At 52.2% G+C, this 17,452-nt stretch carries 16 protein-coding genes and 3 tRNA genes; 10 read left to right on the top strand and 9 right to left on the bottom strand.

Features of this window, described 5'->3' with window-relative positions; genetic code table 11:
- Positions 1–55 precede the first annotated feature (55 nt).
- The 4 genes from IDM48_RS02805 to IDM48_RS02820 all read left to right on the top strand — a co-directional run bounded on the left by IDM48_RS02805 (position 56) and on the right by IDM48_RS02820 (position 2,448).
- Positions 56–2,029, top strand: coding sequence for a DEAD/DEAH box helicase (locus IDM48_RS02805; protein ID WP_190618593.1), 1,974 nt, complete (start codon positions 56–58; stop codon positions 2,027–2,029).
- Positions 2,030–2,190: 161 nt separating this feature from the next.
- Positions 2,191–2,262: transfer RNA gene (locus IDM48_RS02810), tRNA-Thr, on the top strand.
- 39 nt (positions 2,263–2,301) lie between these two features.
- Positions 2,302–2,375 (top strand) — tRNA-Met (locus IDM48_RS02815).
- A 1-nt stretch (position 2,376) separates the two neighbouring features.
- Positions 2,377–2,448: transfer RNA gene (locus IDM48_RS02820), tRNA-Thr, on the top strand.
- Between the two features lie 100 nt (positions 2,449–2,548).
- On the opposite strand, the gene IDM48_RS02825 is transcribed toward IDM48_RS02820, so the two are convergent.
- Complete coding sequence (locus IDM48_RS02825; RefSeq protein WP_190617945.1) at positions 2,549–3,847, bottom strand: Nramp family divalent metal transporter; 1,299 nt, start codon at positions 3,845–3,847, stop codon at positions 2,549–2,551.
- 94 nt (positions 3,848–3,941) lie between these two features.
- Between IDM48_RS02825 and IDM48_RS02830 the strand changes: the two genes are divergently transcribed.
- The 5 genes from IDM48_RS02830 (at position 3,942) to IDM48_RS02850 (ending at position 7,930) form a co-directional block, all read left to right on the top strand.
- Positions 3,942–4,400 carry a MaoC family dehydratase N-terminal domain-containing protein gene (locus IDM48_RS02830; RefSeq protein WP_068169149.1) on the top strand — a complete coding sequence of 153 codons (459 nt, stop codon included), beginning with the start codon at positions 3,942–3,944 and terminating at the stop codon, positions 4,398–4,400.
- The gene (locus IDM48_RS02835; RefSeq protein ID WP_068169146.1) at positions 4,400–4,870 is read left to right on the top strand and encodes a MaoC family dehydratase; all 471 of its coding nucleotides are present in this window, start codon (positions 4,400–4,402) and stop codon (positions 4,868–4,870) included. Before IDM48_RS02830 ends, IDM48_RS02835 begins: the two co-directional genes overlap by 1 nt.
- Positions 4,871–4,975: 105 nt before the next feature.
- On the top strand, positions 4,976–6,283 hold the full coding sequence (locus tag IDM48_RS02840; RefSeq protein WP_151145432.1) for an MFS transporter: 1,308 nt from the start codon (positions 4,976–4,978) through the stop codon (positions 6,281–6,283).
- A gap of 60 nt (positions 6,284–6,343) precedes the next feature.
- Positions 6,344–7,438 (top strand): UDP-N-acetylmuramate dehydrogenase, encoded by a 1,095-nt coding sequence (locus tag IDM48_RS02845; RefSeq protein ID WP_190617947.1) that lies wholly within the window; start codon positions 6,344–6,346, stop codon positions 7,436–7,438.
- Positions 7,439–7,528: 90 nt separating this feature from the next.
- The gene (locus IDM48_RS02850) at positions 7,529–7,930 is read left to right on the top strand and encodes a PGPGW domain-containing protein (protein WP_190617948.1); all 402 of its coding nucleotides are present in this window, start codon (positions 7,529–7,531) and stop codon (positions 7,928–7,930) included.
- A 1-nt stretch (position 7,931) separates the two neighbouring features.
- On the opposite strand, the gene IDM48_RS11760 is transcribed toward IDM48_RS02850, so the two are convergent.
- The 8 genes from IDM48_RS11760 to IDM48_RS02890 form a co-directional block, all read right to left on the bottom strand.
- Positions 7,932–8,369 carry a GntR family transcriptional regulator gene (locus tag IDM48_RS11760; RefSeq protein ID WP_202939903.1) on the bottom strand — a complete coding sequence of 146 codons (438 nt, stop codon included), beginning with the start codon at positions 8,367–8,369 and terminating at the stop codon, positions 7,932–7,934.
- 18 nt (positions 8,370–8,387) lie between these two features.
- Positions 8,388–9,527, bottom strand: a complete 1,140-nt coding sequence (gene asd / locus IDM48_RS02860; RefSeq protein ID WP_145176358.1) for an aspartate-semialdehyde dehydrogenase — start codon at positions 9,525–9,527, stop codon at positions 8,388–8,390.
- A gap of 99 nt (positions 9,528–9,626) precedes the next feature.
- Positions 9,627–10,205 carry a dihydrofolate reductase gene (locus IDM48_RS02865; protein WP_190617950.1) on the bottom strand — a complete coding sequence of 193 codons (579 nt, stop codon included), beginning with the start codon at positions 10,203–10,205 and terminating at the stop codon, positions 9,627–9,629.
- 12 nt (positions 10,206–10,217) lie between these two features.
- Complete coding sequence (locus tag IDM48_RS02870) at positions 10,218–11,042, bottom strand: thymidylate synthase (RefSeq protein ID WP_190617951.1); 825 nt, start codon at positions 11,040–11,042, stop codon at positions 10,218–10,220.
- Between the two features lie 166 nt (positions 11,043–11,208).
- Positions 11,209–12,204 carry an NUDIX hydrolase gene (locus IDM48_RS02875; RefSeq protein ID WP_190617953.1) on the bottom strand — a complete coding sequence of 332 codons (996 nt, stop codon included), beginning with the start codon at positions 12,202–12,204 and terminating at the stop codon, positions 11,209–11,211.
- Between the two features lie 127 nt (positions 12,205–12,331).
- Positions 12,332–14,572, bottom strand: coding sequence for an RNA degradosome polyphosphate kinase (locus tag IDM48_RS02880; RefSeq protein ID WP_190617955.1), 2,241 nt, complete (start codon positions 14,570–14,572; stop codon positions 12,332–12,334).
- Positions 14,573–14,602: 30 nt separating this feature from the next.
- A complete protein-coding gene (gene mshD / locus IDM48_RS02885) occupies positions 14,603–15,640 on the bottom strand; it encodes a mycothiol synthase (protein WP_190617957.1) in 1,038 nt (345 codons plus the stop codon).
- A 117-nt stretch (positions 15,641–15,757) separates the two neighbouring features.
- Positions 15,758–16,450 (bottom strand): winged helix-turn-helix transcriptional regulator, encoded by a 693-nt coding sequence (locus tag IDM48_RS02890; protein WP_190617959.1) that lies wholly within the window; start codon positions 16,448–16,450, stop codon positions 15,758–15,760.
- Positions 16,451–16,606: 156 nt separating this feature from the next.
- Between IDM48_RS02890 and IDM48_RS02895 the strand changes: the two genes are divergently transcribed.
- A complete protein-coding gene (locus IDM48_RS02895) occupies positions 16,607–17,353 on the top strand; it encodes a hypothetical protein (RefSeq protein WP_190617961.1) in 747 nt (248 codons plus the stop codon).
- Positions 17,354–17,452 lie beyond the last annotated feature (99 nt).

The following is a 17,452-nucleotide window of genomic DNA, read 5'->3' on the forward strand; positions in this document are numbered from 1 at the left end:
ACAGGGGGATCACCGGAGAAAAGCACCGATTTACTTGGTGCGCCGATCCCATGCGATGAGGAACAAATTGACTAAAGATAACTCTGCTTCAGCAGGTATTGAATTCATCGAACCCGCAGAAAATACTGCACCTAACAACGAAGCTCAGACCGCCTCAGCACCCGCTGAAGAAGAAGGCACACGCTTCACCGATCTTGGTCTGGACGCCCGTGTGCTTTCAGCTCTTGAAGACATCGGTTACGAAAAGCCCTCACCCATTCAGGAGCAGACCATTCCTTTGCTTTTGGGTGGCCGCGACGTTGTTGGTCTAGCACAGACCGGCACCGGCAAGACCGCAGCATTCGCTCTTCCCGCACTGTCTCGTTTGGCTGAACTGGCAGACATCAACGGACACACCAAAGACACTCAGGTGCTTGTTCTTGCACCTACTCGTGAACTCGCGCTTCAGGGCGCAGAAGCATTCACTTCTTTTGCTACCCATATGGAAAACGTAACCGTTCTTCCTATTTACGGTGGCTCACCTTACGGTCCTCAGCTCAACGGTCTACGCCGCGGTGCTCAGATTGTTGTGGGTACTCCCGGTCGTGTGATCGACCACCTCAAGAAGGGTTCTTTGGACCTTTCGAACCTGCAGTACTTGGTATTGGACGAAGCTGATGAAATGCTCCGCATGGGCTTTGCCGATGACGTCGAGGAAATTCTCAGCCAGACTCCCGATTCTAAGCAGGTTGCACTGTTCTCGGCTACCATGCCCAAGACCATCCGCAAGATCGCAGAGCAGTACCTTAACGATCCTGCCGAGGTTCGCGTAAAGTCTAAGACTTCTACCGCTCCTAACATTCGTCAGCGCTACATTCAGGTCATGCACTCGCACAAGCTTGATGCGATGACTCGCGTGCTCGAAGTAGGTAACTACGATGGCGTTATCGCCTTCGTTCGTACCAAGAAGGAAACTGAAGAGCTCGCTGAAAAGCTCAAGGCTCGCGGTTACCAGGCAGCAGCTATTAACGGTGATATTCCTCAGCAGTTGCGTGAGCGTACCGTTGATTCGTTGCGCGATGGCCGTATTGATATTTTGATTGCTACCGACGTCGCAGCTCGCGGTCTTGACGTGGAGCGTATCTCCTTGGTTGTGAACTTCGATATTCCTCATGACACCGAATCTTACGTTCACCGCATTGGCCGTACCGGCCGTGCGGGCCGTGAAGGTGAAGCAATTCTCTTCATGACTCCCCGTGAGAAGTACATGTTGCGCCAAATCGAGAAGGCAACCCGTCAGCCGGTTGAACAGATGCATATGCCTTCTGTTGCTGATGTAAACGAGAATCGTAAATCTCGTTTCGCTCAGCAGATTACGGACACTATTGAGACCGAAGATCTCTCACTGTTCCGTGACATCATCACCAGCTACCAAAATGAGCATGATGTTGATCCTTTGGAAATCGCGGCTGCTATTGCTGTGATTGCTCAGGAGGGTCGCCCCTTCTTCGTAGAAGATATTCCTGAGCCCAAGGGCCGTAACCGCGACGATCGTAACGATCGTGGAGACCGCGGCGACCGGGATGGCGGCCGTGAGCGCAAGCCCCGCCGTCAAGAAGAGGGCATGGTTAACTACAAGTTGCAGGTTGGACACAAGAATCGTGTTAACCCCGGCATGATTGTGGGAGCCTTGACTAATGAAGGTGGCATCAAAGGATCACAGGTTGGTTCCATTGATATTCGCCCACATTTCACCATTGTTGGTTTGCCTGAAGATCTTCCCCGTGATTTCTTCGACCGTTTGGAAAACACCGAACTAAACGGTGAGTTCTTGAACATCCAGCGTGACCGCGGCCCCAAGGGTAGCGGAAATGGTGGACGCGGTGGACGTCGCTTCAATGGTGGACGCGGCGGAGACCGTGATGGTTTCAAGAAGCGTTTCAACGACGATCGCCGTGGCGGCAGATTCCGCGGGGGCGATCGTGATCGCGATGACCGCCGTGGTGGTGGCCGTGACGGTGGCTTCAAGAAGCGCTCGAACAAGTACTAAAAAGAATAATCCAGCCTTTGAAGTTTAGGCTTGGAGCATTCTAAAGAAGGGGTGGAATCTGTGGATTCCTCCCCTTCTTTATTGAGGTGGTGTAGAACACCTGAAAATATTCTGCAAGAATTTGCACCCCCTTTAGGGCGTCCTGTAGAGTATTCTCTGTTGCCCCGATAGCTCAGTGGTAGAGCGCCATCTTGGTAAGATGGAGGTCCCGGGATCGATTCCCGGTCGGGGCTCTCGCAAGAGCCAAAATTGAATAATTTTAGTGATTGCATGGCGGTGTAGCTCAGCTGGTTAGAGCGCACGACTCATAATCGTGAGGTCGACGGATCGAGCCCGTCCACCGCTACGCCCCGATAGCTCAGTGGTAGAGCGCCATCTTGGTAAGATGGAGGTCCCGGGATCGATTCCCGGTCGGGGCTCAGCTTATATTTTTAAATATTTTATTCATAAGAGACCCAGCAGGTTTTCCTGCTGGGTCTCTTTGCGTTTTTAACTTTTCAATGCCGGGGATAGCTAGATTTAGTTGAGAACCCTCACAATTGCTTCAGTGCATTGGTAGATTCCAAGAGAAATAAAGAGTACAGCACAGATAGTTAGAATGCTGTTGGTGAACCAGCCATTGCGCCATCTCTCTGGTACTCGTTTGGTGTTGAGAATCCAGAGGAGAGTGACGGCAAGGAAAGGCATGAAAAGCGCCCCTAGTACTCCGTAGAGGAGAATGAGGAAAATGGGGCGATCCATGAGAAAAAGAATCATGGGCGGGAAAGTAAGCCACAGTACGTAAAACTTAAAGTATTTTCCACCGGTGAGGGTATCGGGGTGATTCGTAGGCTTGCGGCGGATGTTGCCCCAGAAGTCCGCAAACATGAGCGAGACTCCTGACCAGACTCCGATAATGGAGGAGTAGGAGGCAGCCCAGAAACCTATCAGAAAGAGATTTCCAATTACCACACCGTAACGATCCTTGAGAATATCGGCGAGATCAAGGAGCCCTTTATCGCTAGAGGATACTGCTAGTCCTGCAGAATAGAGCACTTCTACGCCGAGCACGAAAGTTGCTGCTACGAATATGCCGGAGATGACGTAAGCTACGGTGTTATCAAGCTGCATGACCCGCATAAACTTGGGGCTGTACCACCCTTTTTCGCGTAGCCAGTACCCGTAGGCCGCGAGAGTGATGGTGCCGCCAACACTACCGGCTAGCGCAAGAGTGTAGGTGACGCTTCCGCCGGGAATCATGGGAACGAGACCGCGAAATAGGTCGGGTAGGTTCGGGATGGTGTAGATAGCTAAACCTACAATGAGCAGGAACATGAGTCCCACCAGGACGGCGGTTATTTTCTCTACCACGCTGTATTTACCCAGCCAAACAATCACGAACCCTGAGAGCCCCATGATGATGGCCCATGCCCACAGTGGAAGGGCGGGAAAGAGCACAGCAAGCGGCATAGCGGCCGCCGACATCCCAGTGGCTCCGTAAACAAAGCCCCAAATCAGGATGTAGGGGCCAAAATACCAGGTGGTCCAGGGGCCGAGAGTGCGCCATCCTTCAAAGATGGTACGTCCGGTGGCAAGACTGTACCTGCCGGCGCCTTCGACCAAGACGATTTTCATAATGACGCCTATGACGACCGTCCATAGGAGTGCGTACCCATATTTTGAACCAGCTACAAGGGTGGCAACTAAATCGGGTGCGCCAATTCCTGTGGCGGCAACGACGAGTCCGGGGCCGATAATTTTATATTTGCGGGCTGTATCTACCGGCTCGTTGGGGTCAACGAGATGCGGTGGAAACTTCTCATGGGGCGTGCGGTTCATGTGTTCTCCAGGGATAGTGAGAATTACTTGCACTAAGTGTCCCATATCACGTAGGAAAGATGAGGCAGATTAAACCTTCCGTTAGACTTTTATTATGTCTGAGACCAAAACTATTAATCCCCAAATCGTCGGGAAAGTATTTACTTCTGATGAGGTATTCCAAGTAGGACGGGAGCGAATCCGCGAGTTTGCTAGCGCTGTAAAGGCTACCCACCCCATCCATTTCGAAGTAGACGCGGCGCAAGCAGCTGGATACGCCGACGTCGTTGCTCCCCCGACCTTTGCCATTATTCTGGCGCAAAGGGCGGATGCTGCACTCATCGAAGATCCCGATTCAGGAATCGATTTCTCGCGTGTGGTTCACGCTGACCAGCGTTTCACCAATCATCGACCTATCGTGGCTGGTGACGAACTCACAACTGAAGTTCACGTAGATAACGTACGTACCATGGGTCCTGGCGCTATGCTCATCACTCGCGAAGAAATTACTACCGTCGGGGGAGAAGCTGTGGCTACCTGCGTCTCCTCTCTCTTAGTTCGAGGAGAAGACTAATGGCACTATCTATTAATTTTGCTGAGCTAGAAAAAGGTCAAGAAATCGGTTCTCGTACGATTTCGGTGACTCGCGCCGATCTTATTCGCTACGCGGGGGCTTCTGGCGACTTCAACCCAATTCACTGGAATGAACGATTCGCCCAGGCTGTCGGACTTCCCGGCGTCATCGCCCACGGCATGTTCACCATGGGAGTTGCGGTACAGCTAGTAACCGATTGGGTGGGGGATCCCGGGGCAATCGTTGATTATCAGACCCGTTTCACCAAGCCCGTCATCGTACCTGATGCTGAGGGCGCTGAGAATCCGGCAACCGGTGGCAACCAGCTTAATGTATCGGGCAAAATTGGCGCTCTTGACGCCGAAGCCCAGACCGCTCGAATTGATCTCACCGTCTCTGCCCCTGACATCGAGGGGAATCTCCAAAAAGTGCTGGTGAAAGCTCAAGCTGTGGTTGCTTTCGCCCATTAGCGTGTGGAACTACTCACGAAAATGGAATCACAGCCGGAGGCATCTTTAAACTGGAAAAGTCTTGTGTCTGCGCACACTATATGTTTTCCGTGCTGAAAGGGAGTTATGGCAAGGGTAGAGAAACTGGATCAGCAGGAAATTAAGACGTGGTACAGAGCTGTCCTTGCAATATTTTTTGCCAGCGGACTTTTGACCTCGTCCCTTCTTGCGCGACTCCCTGATGTCTCCACCGGTCTTAACCTCTCCGCCGGACCGATGGGTATGCTGCTCTTGGGTATGACCGTTGGTTCTTTTTCCGCAGTGACGTTCTCTGGCTATCTGGTCAGCAAGATAGGATCACGAAAAACTCTTATTCTGGGGTATTCCCTTGCCTGTGCGGGAATTGCGCTGGTCGGTATCGCCGTTTCGATATCGAGCATTCCGCTAGCTGTTCTGGGGCTCGTGCTCGATGGCGTTGGCATGGCTTCTTCAAATGTGGCAGCTAATGTGCAGGGTGTTTCAGCAGAGCGAGCACTCGGTCGATTCGTTACCCCGATTATGCATGGATTCTTTTCCATCGGCACAGTGGTAGGCGCGGGGCTGGGTACCTTGGACACCCGCTTGGGCGTATCTTTCATGTGGCACATGATTTATTTTGCCGTCATTATTTTCGCCACCGTGTTGTGGGCATTGCGCGGGTGCCACAGCGAGAACTACGGGCAGGACGACACTCAGGCGCTCTCCCAGGTTGGTTCCTACCGGGTGCGGGATGCTTGGCGCGACAAACACACCATTTTTATTGGCATTTTTGTGCTGGGCATGGCGCTGGCTGAAGGGTCTGCCAACGACTGGGTGGCGCTTGCCCTTACTCACGATTACGGTGCGGATAAGACAGTTGGTTCGCTGGGATACACGTTCTTTGTTATCGCTATGATGACCGGTCGTTTCATGGGTACTGGTCTGCTGAATAAGTTTGGACGTGTGAAGGTTCTGCGCGTGACCTGTTCGATGGCGATTATTGGACTAGCGGTGTTTATTTTTGCGCCGAACGTGCCGCTGGGCTTCATTGGTCTGTTCATCTGGGGGCTGGGCGCTTCCCTGGGATTCCCCACGGGTATGTCAGCAGCATCAGACGATCCAATGAAGGCTGCAATTCGAGTTTCCGTAGTTTCTACCATTGGCTACGCCGCATTCCTTGGCGGACCTCCTGCTTTGGGCTTGCTTGGCGAGCACTGGGGCATCCGTAACGCCCTTCTGGCTGTGCTCGTGTTTATCGTTATCTCACTCTTTCTCACCCGCCATCTTCAGCCATCGTCTCAGCGCGAAATTCTGAGTGAGCGTACCACTAACGTATCGACTTATGATCCACAGACCAGCATGAACCCCGTGATTACTCCAGAAACAGGTGCGCTTTCGCAGGTGGATAAGAAATAGCGGTTCTTCGCTGTTAGGCGAGCGTGCCTGAGCGCAATGAGCAGAAGCTAAACTAAAAGGGTGACTACTATGCATCTCAAAGACATCACTACCGCCGCTGTAGGCGGAGCAGCTCGCAACTATGTGCGAGCTACCACCGAACAAGAAATTATCGACGCCGTATCTGCGGCGGATCGCCAAGGCGAGAACCTGCTGATTGTGGGCGGTGGTTCGAATATCTTAGTTGCTGATGCAGGATATGACGGCACCGTAGTTCATATCGCCTCTCACGGCATTGAAGATCTGGGTGTTCCTCAGTGCGGTGGGGCTAATATTCGAGTTCAGGCAGGGCACCAGTGGGATGCATTCGTAGCTCATGCTATTGAAAATGAGTGGGTAGGTATAGAAGCCCTCTCAGGCATTCCCGGCACTGTTGGTGCTACCCCGGTGCAAAACGTAGGCGCTTATGGCGCTGAAGTATCTCAAACGATTTCTCAGGTGCATACATGGGATCGACAGAAGAATGCCCGTAAGACTTTTGCTCTAGCAGACCTCAAATTTGGGTATCGAGATTCTATTCTCAAGCAAAACACTGTTAATGGTTCACCTCGTTATGTGGTGCTCAGTGTTGACTTCCAATTCACTCTTGGAACTCTCTCAGCCCCTATCCGCTACGGCGAACTTGCCCGGCAACTCGACGTCGAGGTGGGCCAGCGTGCTAACTCACAACTAGTTCGCGATACCGTGCTGAAGCTTCGCGCCTCCAAGGGCATGGTGCTGGACACTGAAGACAGAGATACATATTCCACCGGCTCGTTCTTTACCAACCCCATTGTTGATTCAGATGAGTTGGATAGTTTGCCAGAGGACGCTCCGCGTTTTCCGGTCACCGATGCCAGTGGCCAGAACGTTATCGAAGGCAAAACTAAACTCAGCGCCGGCTGGCTCATTCAGCACGCTGGTTTTGACAAAGGATTTGGTTTAGAGGGCGAGAGCCGAGGAATTGCCGACGGTCGCGCCTCTCTTTCCACCAAGCACACCTTGGCTATCACTAATCGAGGTGAAGCAAGCTGCTCAGATTTGCTCGCCATCGCCAGCGCAGTTCAGGACGGTGTGAAGAAGGCATTCGGCATCCAGATGGAACCCGAGCCGGTCATCGTTGGAACTTCTCTGTAGAAGCACATAAACCGCTCATCACAGAGCATTCTGTGGTGCACGGTTCTCTGAGAATCAGTTTGTTTTAGCCGGCAAGGGTGAGGGGAGCACATGGCTTTAGACCGGGAGATAGCTGGAAGCGAATCCGGGCGTTTACACGGAGCCATGGCTCGCATGCGCGCTTTTATGGCGCACCACCTGCTATTGCTTATGTTCTACCGCTTACTGGTTATTACTCTAGGTTTCCTGTTGCTCGTAGCAGGGCTCGTTATGCTGGTCACCCCCGGTCCGGGCTGGCTCTTCATTTTTCTTGGAATGGGGCTGTGGGGCACAGAATTTCATTGGGCGCACCGACTCAATACCTGGGGCAAGGCGAAAGTGCTCAATATCTGGCGTGAAATTACGACTCAAGCCGAGAAACGCAACCAGAAGAAGCAGAATGCTCGGTGGCTAAAATTCGGTCGGCAGAATCATTTCTGCCCCACGGGAGAGCACTACCACGAACACCCCTAAGTTAGTGATCCAGCCCCAGCTCGTGGGTACAAACTTCGAGTATCTCAGCATCTTCCAACCCTAGTTTCCGCATGGATGCTATATAACGGCTGGTTAATTCGTGCTTTTTCTGTGAGGTTGAATCCATCGCGGTGATAAAACTACCTGCCCGCCCGTGCGTCTCGATGGCTCCTGCCGCTTCGAGTTCCTTGTAAGCTTTCGCAACAGTATTGACGGCAAGACCAAGTTGCTGAGCTAGCATCCGCATAGGAGGTAGACGGTCACCTGGCTGTAAGTTGCCAGCGGCGCGGGCTGCAATCACCGCGCGTCGAATCTGCGAATATGGGGGCACGTCTGAGTTCTTGTCCACCGCGGGGATAAAACCAGAAATACCCTCGCAAAATTCAGAGTGCTCAGGTTGGGCTAGCACGTCATGCGAGGGCACATCTAGTGAAGGCATAGTAAAAGCTCTTTCGGGTTAAAGAGTTCCGGTAGCAATCTTAAGCATACGGCGCACAGGCTCAGCAGCTCCCCATAGTAGCTGATCGCCTACGGTGAAGGCACTGATGTACTGCGGCCCCATAGCCATCTTACGAATACGTCCCACGGGGATGGTGAGAGAGCCCGACGCCGCTACGGGGGTCAAATCATTCATCGAGGCTTCCTTCTCGTTAGGAACCACCTTGGACCACTCATTGTCTTCATCGATAATCTTCTCAATTTCAGAAACTGAAAGGTCCTCGGTGAGCTTGAGAGTGAGCGCCTGTGAATGGGAGCGCATCGTGGCAATACGTACGCATAGACCATCTAATATGACGCGGTCCTCGCCTTCTAGCCCCAAAATTTTGTTGGATTCGGCGTCGGCTTTCCACTCTTCTTTGGACTGACCGTTTCCTAAATCGGCGTCAATCCAGGGAATGAGCGAACCCGCTAGCGGCACGCCGAACTGAGTAGTTTCTAATTCTCCGGAGCGTTGTAGTTCGAGCACCTTGCGATCGATTTCTAGAATTGCCGATGCCGGGTCTGCAAGTTCGGAGCTCACCACGCCTGATAAATCGCCAAAGCCCTGGAGAACTTCGCGCATATGACGCGCTCCACCACCGGATGCGGCCTGGTAAGTCATCGATGTGCCCCATTCAACCAAACCCTGCTTGAACAGGCCGCCAAGACCCATGAGCAAGCACGATACCGTGCAGTTACCACCAATGAAATCTTTGATACCCAAATCAAGCCCCCGGTCAATGACGTCGCGATTGATGGGGTCAAGAACAATCACGGAATCGTCATTCATCCGCAAAGTGGAGGCAGCATCAATCCAGATACCATCCCATCCACGTTCGCGGAGCCTGGGATGAACTTCCTTAGTATAGTCACCACCCTGAGCGGTAACGATAATCGGCAACTGAGCAAGAGTCTCAAGATCGTGGGCGTCCTGCAGAATGCTTTCGTCGAGCTCACCGTTGAAAGTAGGAGCAGGTTGCCCTGCCTGGGAAGTGGAGAAAAAGACGGGGGTTATGTCTTTAAAATCGCCCTCTTCGACCATGCGCTTCATCAGCACAGAACCAACCATGCCGCGATAGCCAACAAAACCTACTGAGTCACCGGATGTAAAAGTCATAGTGTCAGTCTATCGGGACAGGATGAACGAATTCAGCTATATTTCACAGAGTAAACCAAAGATTTAGGGCGCAGCAGGTTTTAACAGGACGCGCCCGTTTTAGGAGCCGCGTGTCCATCTCTCAAAGCGGAACGATAAGGGCTTCTTCTCGCCGTCTGAGTGAGGCAGAATCCAACCGCGATCGCTCGTCTTGTAGTCCGTGGCTGAATCTAGAAGCCACTGTGCATCCAGGTCAGGGGCGTTAGAGTCGCCTTCTACAACGCCTTCAAACACGGTTCGCTCCACCACGGTAATTGCAGAGTCTTGGACTCCATCTAAATCATGACGATCAATCACCGCCGAAAAGAGGGAAGAACCGCCAATCAGCCAGACTTTTTCGGCACCCTCACAAGCCAACCGAAGGGCAACATCAAAGGACGGCACCCACAGCGCTCCATCGGCTGCCACCGGACAATCAACACGAGAAGTGACCACAAAATTTTCACGGTCAGGAAGGGGGCGATACTGCTCGGGAAAAGACTCCCATGTCTTCCGCCCCATAATGACCGGAGAACCCAGCGTTACCTCTTTGAAATGAGCCAAGTCTTCTGGGGCGTACCAGGGCATACCTCCATCGCGGCCGATGACGGCGTTGAGTGACTGCGCCCATACGGCACCAAGGACGGGAAGGTCAGACATAGTAAGAGACTCCTATACAGCAATCGGTGCTTTGATAGTAGGGTGATGCCGGTAATCCTCCAGCTCAAAATCCTCGAACTCATACTGATCGAGTGAAGGCTTCTTATTTTTGATGATCAAGCGAGGGTAAGGGTAGGGCTCGCGAGAGAGTTGCTCTTTTACCTGCTCGAAATGATTGGAATAGATATGGCAGTCTCCACCGGTCCACACAAATTCGCTGGGGACCATTCCCACTTCTTCAGCGATGATATAGGTCAGCAATGCATAAGAGGCGATATTGAAGGGTACCCCTAAGAACATGTCGGCGCTACGCTGATAAAGCTGACACGAGAGCTCATCGGGGCCGTCGTCCACATGCTTCACATAGAACTGGAATAACGCATGGCACGGCGGCAAAGCCATGGAATCAACTTCTGCTGGATTCCACGCAGAAACAATATGACGGCGAGAATCAGGGTTAGTTTTGAGCGATTTCACGACATTGGTTATTTGGTCGATCGTTTCCCCATGTCCCGCAGGCCAAGAACGCCACTGAACACCGTAAACCGGACCTAGTTCGCCGTCCCCATCTGCCCATTCGTCCCAGATACTGACGCCGCGCTCCTGCAACCACTGCACGTTAGATTCCCCGCGCAAAAACCACAGAAGCTCAAGAGCTACCGACTTGAAATGAACTCGCTTGGTCGTGATAAGCGGGAAGGAATCTTTCAAGTCAAAGCGCATCTGACGACCAAAAACGGATCGGGTGCCGGTTCCGGTGCGGTCAGATTTATCGTCCCCGTGTTCTAGGACTTCGCGTAACAAATCTTCGTAAGGAGTGGGTACAGAGGAGTTCATGTCTCCATCCTAGCCATAAAATGCTTTATTAATTCGGCACCGCATCAGCAAGCGATCCCTCTCGCCTGGATTCGCGGGCGCTCATTGAGGCGATTGACGCCAGACCCAGCCAGCTTGCTTCCCGCGGTGCCGAATAAAAGTCGTAATTCCCTCTGCGAATAAATCTCTAGTCACCAAACGGGCGAATCTGCTCCAAAGAGATCATTCGGTGGTTGTTGCGGCGAGAAATCTGCATCACCAACATTTCGCCGGGAACCAGATAAGGGTCTTCTGTAGGTAGTTGCGCCGCAAGATGCTTGTTTCCATGTGTTCGGAGAACATCCAGGACTGTAGGGAGTACCGGGCGGTGGGTGCACAGCGCCACCGAATAATCTTTTTCGAAGAGCTGCTCGATGACGCGCGCAGCTCGCTTGGGGTGACGCTTATGGGCTGCCTCAGTTATTTGCGTCTTAGTTTTGATGGGTGTGCCGGATTGCTTCTGAAAATTAGCAACCGTCTGCATGCAACGTACCCAGGGGGATGAATAAACTTTTTTCGGCATCCAAGCATGCAACAGACGGCAAACCGCCAAAGCCTGACGTTTACCGGTAGCTGCTAGCGGACGCTCGCCTTCTGCCGCACTCCAGGATGAGCGGGGCTTGGCTTTCGCATGGCGCACAATAATGACAGAACGGGTGGCGAGATCGCCGTCTTTCCAGAGTTTCTCGAGGGCATCGAGAGGCTCTGTATCCGTTGCATTGGTGAGAAGCTGACGTGCTTCTTTCGGGGTGACCCAGCGAAGTTTATCTACTTCGTCGCCGTCTGCCTTGGGTTTGGTGGAGGGATCGACCTGTGCCGACCAGTAGTAGACTTCTTTAGTTCCGTGTTTGACCTTGTAATGGGTGACAGCCAGAGGGACGCCGAGGGTTACGTGAAGCCCAACTTCTTCGCGAACCTCACGGATAGCGGTCTCGGGGATAGTTTCGCCGTCATCGACTTTGCCCTTTGGCCAGGACCAGTCATCGTAATGAGGGCGGTGAATGATGAGTAGCTCTAGTCGCTCTTTGGCATAGCGCCAGATGAGGCACCCAGCAGCCGTAACATCTACATCGGGCACAGCACGGCGGATTTTTGAGTATTCACCATCGCAACGAAAAGCAGAATAAACCGGCGTCTTGGGCATAGATATCGGAACCTTTTTCGAGAATAAGAATGTCCATGAACAAAAAATTGTTCATGGACATTCTATGGCTAGATACCTGCCTGTAAAAACGTGGACAGGCTATCTGGCATGATGTGGGCTAAAGAGTCTATTTTCTCTTTCGCTTATCTCGAGACTCCAAGTAGTAGGACTGGATATCAACCAACCGGTTTCCTTGATCGTCCTTGTTGTGGCGCTCCCAATGACCATCTGCCTCAAGGTGCCATGTTGAGGTCTTCTTAGACATGTAGCGGTCGAACATATCCAGCAGATATTCGCGGTTACGCTGTGCCTTGATACTTACCAGAGCCTCCACACGGCGATCAAGGTTGCGGTGCATCATATCTGCTGAACCAATGTAGACCTTGGGGTTCCCTGCATTTTCAAAGGTGAACACACGGGAGTGTTCCAAGAATCTACCCAGCACAGAACGCACACGGATATTCTCTGAAAGACCGGGAACACCGGGGCGCAAAGCACAGATGCCACGAACCACTACGTTGACTTCCACACCAGACTGCGAGGCGCGGTAGAGCGAATCGATAATTGCCTCATCCACCATGGAGTTGCATTTAATCTGAATCTTCGCCTTGCGTCCTGCCATGCTGTGTTCGATTTCTTTATTGATGTAATCAATCAAACCGGATCGAATCGAGCGTGGGGCTACCAGCAATGAACGGTAGGTGGTTTTGGGAGCGTAACCCGAGAGCTGATTGAACAGGCGGGAAACGTCCTCAGTAATCTGCGGGTCGCAGGTGAGCAAACCGAGATCCTCATAGAATCGTGCAGTTGAGGGGTGGTAGTTACCGGTACCGATATGGCAGTAACGGCGTAGCGAATCGCCTTCTTTTCGAACTACCAGCGAAAGCTTACAGTGGGTCTTCAAGCCGACGATGCCGTAGACCACATGCACGCCAGCACGTTCGAGCTTACGCGCCCACTTGATGTTGGCTTCCTCATCAAAGCGCGCTTTGATTTCTACCAGTGCCAAAACCTGCTTACCAGCTTCTGCAGCTTCAATCAGCGCATCGACAATGGGGGAGTCGCCAGAAGTGCGATACAGAGTCTGCTTGATAGCCATGACGTTTGGATCTGCAGCAGCCTGTTCCAAAAACGCTTGCACGCTGGTCGCAAATGAATCATAGGGGTGATGGAGCAAAACGTCGTGAGCGCGGGTTGCCGCGAAGACATTTGCGGCCTTAGACGTTTCGTTCTCGTTGAGCCATCGGGAGGTATGCGCAATGTGCTTGGGATAGTGCAAGGCGGGGCGGTTTGCGTTAACGATGGCGCCCATTCCACGCAAATCCAACGGAGCGGGTAGGCGGTAGACCTCTGACTCATCAATGCTGAGCTCAGAAATGAGTAGTTCAAGAACGTTGGGGTTGATGGTATCTTCAACTTCCAAACGAACCGGAGGCCCAAAACGGCGGCGCAAAAGCTCCTTTTCCAATGCCTGCAGAAGATTTTCGGCGTCGTCCTCTTCAACTTCGAGGTCTTCATTACGGGTCACGCGGAAAGCGTGAACTTCCAACACCTCCATGCCGGGGAACATCATGTCCAGGTGCTGAGCGATGACGTCTTCGAGCGCAATGAAGCGGGCTTCCCGAGACGGCGAATTCACCGCTCGTGAGCCGTCGATAGAAATCATACGGTTAAGCTGATCAGGCACCTTCAAACGGGCAAAGAGCTCCTTACCGGTTTGTGGGTTACGCACAACGACTGCCAGATTGAGCGAGAGCCCCGAAATATAGGGAAAGGGGTGCGCAGGATCGACTGCCAGCGGGGTCAAGATGGGGAAAACCTCATCGCTGAAGAAAGAGGTCAAGCGAGCTTTCGCTTCGTCCTCCAAATCTGACCATTTAACAATGCGGATTTGTTCCTTTTCGAGCGCAGGCAAAACCTCCTCATGGAAACAGCGATGCTGGCGCTCCATCAGCTGGTGAGCTGATTCGGAAATTTCTTCCATCTGCTCATCGGGGGTCATACCTGCGGCAGAGGGAACAGCGATACCGGTTGCAATACGGCGGCGTAGACCCGCCACGCGAACCATAAAGAATTCATCAAGATTCGAGCCTACAATCGACAGGAAATTGAGGCGCTCTAACAAATAAAGATCGGGATCTTCAGCCAACTCCAGAACGCGGGTATTGAAGTCTAACCAGCTGATTTCCCTGTCGAGAAAACGGTCGGTTCCGAAATCACCGGAAAGATGGGGAAGTTTGACTTTCTCTACCGCTTCAATGCGATCCCCCTGCGTCTGAGCGCGTTCAATCTTAGTGATGTCACCGCCGATATGGTAGTGATCTGAGGGTTCATTGGATTCTGTGTTTACTGTTTTTTCAGCGCTCACAGTGTTCCTTCCTATCTTGAAATAAAAAACTTAAGCCTGGTGGGAGTACATGATGTCTACGGTTTCTTCGACGAAACCAAGTGACTTATAGAGCGAAACCGCTGCAGTATTGTCTGCATCCACGTAAAGAACGATTTTGTCGAGAGGCTTTCCCCCTTCGTCGACGAACTGCGCGAGATAATCCATTCCTGTGAGGGTAAGAATTTTGCCTAACTTCTTCCCCTGCCATGAGGGAACAATTCCTACAGCATAGACTTCGCCTTCGGTCAGTTCGCCCTGGTCGGAGGGGATTTTGGTCCAGTGAAAACCTGCCAGCCCTTCATCTGCGCGGGCAACAAAAAATCCCTCGGCGCGGAACCAATCCGCGCTCTTTCGCTCGTTGAGATCTTCGGCGGTGAGGGAACCCTGCTCGGGGTGGTTGGCAAATGCCTCCGCATTAGCTGAAAGCCATGCGGCGTCGTCCATACCTGGCTTAAATGTATCGATTTTCGTGCCCTCAGGAAGATGCGCCTGCCCTAGATCGCGGGCAATGTTCTGGCGAACCTCGTCGGTGAGCCATAGCTGTAGTTTGCGGAGTTCCCTGACCGGTGAGTAATCGAAAGAACGAGCTAAAAGCTCTGCTGCTTTGCGCTCTCCTGAGGCATCCTCACCCTGAATCTGATGAACCCACAAATTGTAGAGTTGAATAGGGGTTTCGGAAAGAGCCTCGTTGATGGAACGAGCCAACTCCGTTCCGATGCCCTGGCCACGGTGGGTAGAGGCAACAGCACCTTCAATGGTTGCAGTGTCTTTTTCTGTATCGAGAAGGGCAACTACCGCACCAAGAATTTGTTTCTCCGTTGTGAACTCAGCGTCATCGTTTTCTCCGGCGAGCGCCAAGAGCAGGGAATCTGCGATGTGCGGATTCTTTATTGCCTTGTGTACTTCAACGAGCGTCTGCTCTGAAAACGCTGGTGTGCTATCCTGCGCCGAAATAGTTCGTGCAAAATCTAAGAAAGCGGTTGCGTTCGTAGCATCCAATTTTAGGGTCTGAACAGAGAACGTCTGCTCTGATTCTATTTCGCTCACAGTTATTCCTCCTAGGCAATGTACCTTATCTACTCTACCGAAAGCAGACTTACTCCAGGAGCTGATGGTCTCATCTAGCAGAATAATCGAGAGCATCGGCGCATAATTCATACGGAGTTAACTGAAATCTTTAGAAGCTGCTCCTGATCGCGAGGTATCGAGACTATAACCCACATTGCGCACCGTAGAGATTAAGTGCTCGTGCTCTGTTCCTAACTTGGCGCGAAGACGGCGGACATGGACGTCTACCGTGCGGGTACCTCCAAAGTAATCGTGTCCCCACACCTCTGAGAGCAATTGTGCTCTGGTAAAAACGCGACTGGGATTTTGGGCAAAGAATTTGAGAAGTTCAAACTCTTTATAGGTGAGGTTTAGAGGAAGTCCATTAATGCGAGCGGTATATGAGGCTTCGTCAATGAGGATGGCACCGCAACGAATGGTAGTCTCTTGCTGCGATTCGGTTGGTGCGCTAGATAACATACGCAAGCGCGCTTCTAATTCAGCAGGGCCCGCAGCCTCGAACACGATGTCATCTACCAGCCACGTAGGGGAGACGGCGGCGAACCCGCCCTCGGAAAGAACCATCAGCAAAGGAAGATCCGGAAGAGCCGCCCGAATAAGCTGCGCACCATTTCGAGCCTCCATGAGACGGTCGGTGCCGTCAATAATGCCCGCTTGACAACCTTTATCCTGAATTGCCTGAATGGAGGCATTAAGGGGTAGCAATACCGTTTCATGACTCAAGAGCTGTAATGCGGGCAGAAAATCGGGATTAGGTAGCTTGGCAGGGGACAGGAGGACAAGATGCATCTGCAAAAATCCTCTCTGTTCTGTTGTCGCAGCGGTGTTTTTTCTATCTTATAGAAATCCACCTGCTCTAAGGTTGGATTACTCGCTAAACATAGGCAAAGATAGAGAAGAAGTAGAGCACCTACGCATACTGTCCATCGAAAGCAAGGGTCATTCGTGAATAAAGAGAACGCCGTGGCAAAAACTCACAGGTTTGAGACTTTCGTGCCCCAGCTTCGAGAACGCCGTGATCGCATAGTCTACGAAGGCCGTGTTGGACGAATCGGTGCTACGAGCTCTTCTCGGTATCGACTGGTAGCAACAGCAGCTACGCTCACCCTCATTAGCTTTCTCATTGCGACAGTTATTCACCCTATTCTGACTGCCGCCGTCGGCGTATTGGCTGTGGCGTTTATCGCAGGTGGTTGGCCTGCAGCAACCGGCGTGGCTGAACTACGCCGCGTCAACCGCGTGGTACCGCATTCCTGCATCATCCTAGGTGCAGGATTAGCAGCCGTTGCAGTATCGCTCGTTGATACCGGAGTTGAACGCCTGACTTTCTTACCCGCTATTGCTGCCGTGGGCGTGGTAGCTAGCTTCATTGTTGAACTTATCCGAGGCGAAGGTGCCATCGGCCGCCTCGAATCGGTTATTTCATGCATCACAGGCGTTCTCGCCGCTGTATCCGTTGCAGGCTGGGTGGCGCTCGCAGATTTCTACCGAGCCAGCCAGAGCTCCAGTTTGCTGATTGGTATTGGCGTAGGAATCGCTTTAATACTTGGAACGTTTGGTATTCGGATGATTTCGGCAGGACCTAAAGAAGGACCTCGCCGCGGTGCTATAACCCTGGGCGTAACACCGGTAGCTTTTGTTGGAGTTTTGGGTTATCTAATCGCCCTGTTCATCAGTCACGTGGTAGTCTAAAACACATGTTAGTAGCACTAGAAATTTTCTTCCTTTGCCTTTTGGCACTTGCCGGAGTCATGATTTTCGGTAGCATCGCTGTCGTTTTGATGGGTCTCT

Source organism: Rothia amarae (genome assembly GCF_014705945.2).
In the GTDB taxonomy this organism is placed as follows: Bacteria; Actinomycetota; Actinomycetes; order Actinomycetales; family Micrococcaceae; genus Rothia; species Rothia amarae.

Bases quoted from the DNA above. Each gene is read 5' to 3' on its own strand.
- IDM48_RS02805 (WP_190618593.1), top strand. From the start codon at position 56: ATGAGGAACAAATTGACTAAAGATAACTCTGCTTCAGCAGGTATTGAA.
- IDM48_RS02825 (WP_190617945.1), bottom strand. From the start codon at position 3,847: ATGAACCGCACGCCCCATGAGAAGTTTCCACCGCATCTCGTTGACCCC.
- IDM48_RS02830 (WP_068169149.1), top strand. From the start codon at position 3,942: ATGTCTGAGACCAAAACTATTAATCCCCAAATCGTCGGGAAAGTATTT.
- IDM48_RS02835 (WP_068169146.1), top strand. From the start codon at position 4,400: ATGGCACTATCTATTAATTTTGCTGAGCTAGAAAAAGGTCAAGAAATC.
- IDM48_RS02840 (WP_151145432.1), top strand. From the start codon at position 4,976: ATGGCAAGGGTAGAGAAACTGGATCAGCAGGAAATTAAGACGTGGTAC.
- IDM48_RS02850 (WP_190617948.1), top strand. From the start codon at position 7,529: ATGGCTTTAGACCGGGAGATAGCTGGAAGCGAATCCGGGCGTTTACAC.
- IDM48_RS11760 (WP_202939903.1), bottom strand. From the start codon at position 8,369: ATGCCTTCACTAGATGTGCCCTCGCATGACGTGCTAGCCCAACCTGAG.
- asd (WP_145176358.1), bottom strand. From the start codon at position 9,527: ATGACTTTTACATCCGGTGACTCAGTAGGTTTTGTTGGCTATCGCGGC.
- IDM48_RS02865 (WP_190617950.1), bottom strand. From the start codon at position 10,205: ATGTCTGACCTTCCCGTCCTTGGTGCCGTATGGGCGCAGTCACTCAAC.
- IDM48_RS02870 (WP_190617951.1), bottom strand. From the start codon at position 11,042: ATGAACTCCTCTGTACCCACTCCTTACGAAGATTTGTTACGCGAAGTC.
- IDM48_RS02875 (WP_190617953.1), bottom strand. From the start codon at position 12,204: ATGCCCAAGACGCCGGTTTATTCTGCTTTTCGTTGCGATGGTGAATAC.
- IDM48_RS02890 (WP_190617959.1), bottom strand. From the start codon at position 16,450: ATGCATCTTGTCCTCCTGTCCCCTGCCAAGCTACCTAATCCCGATTTT.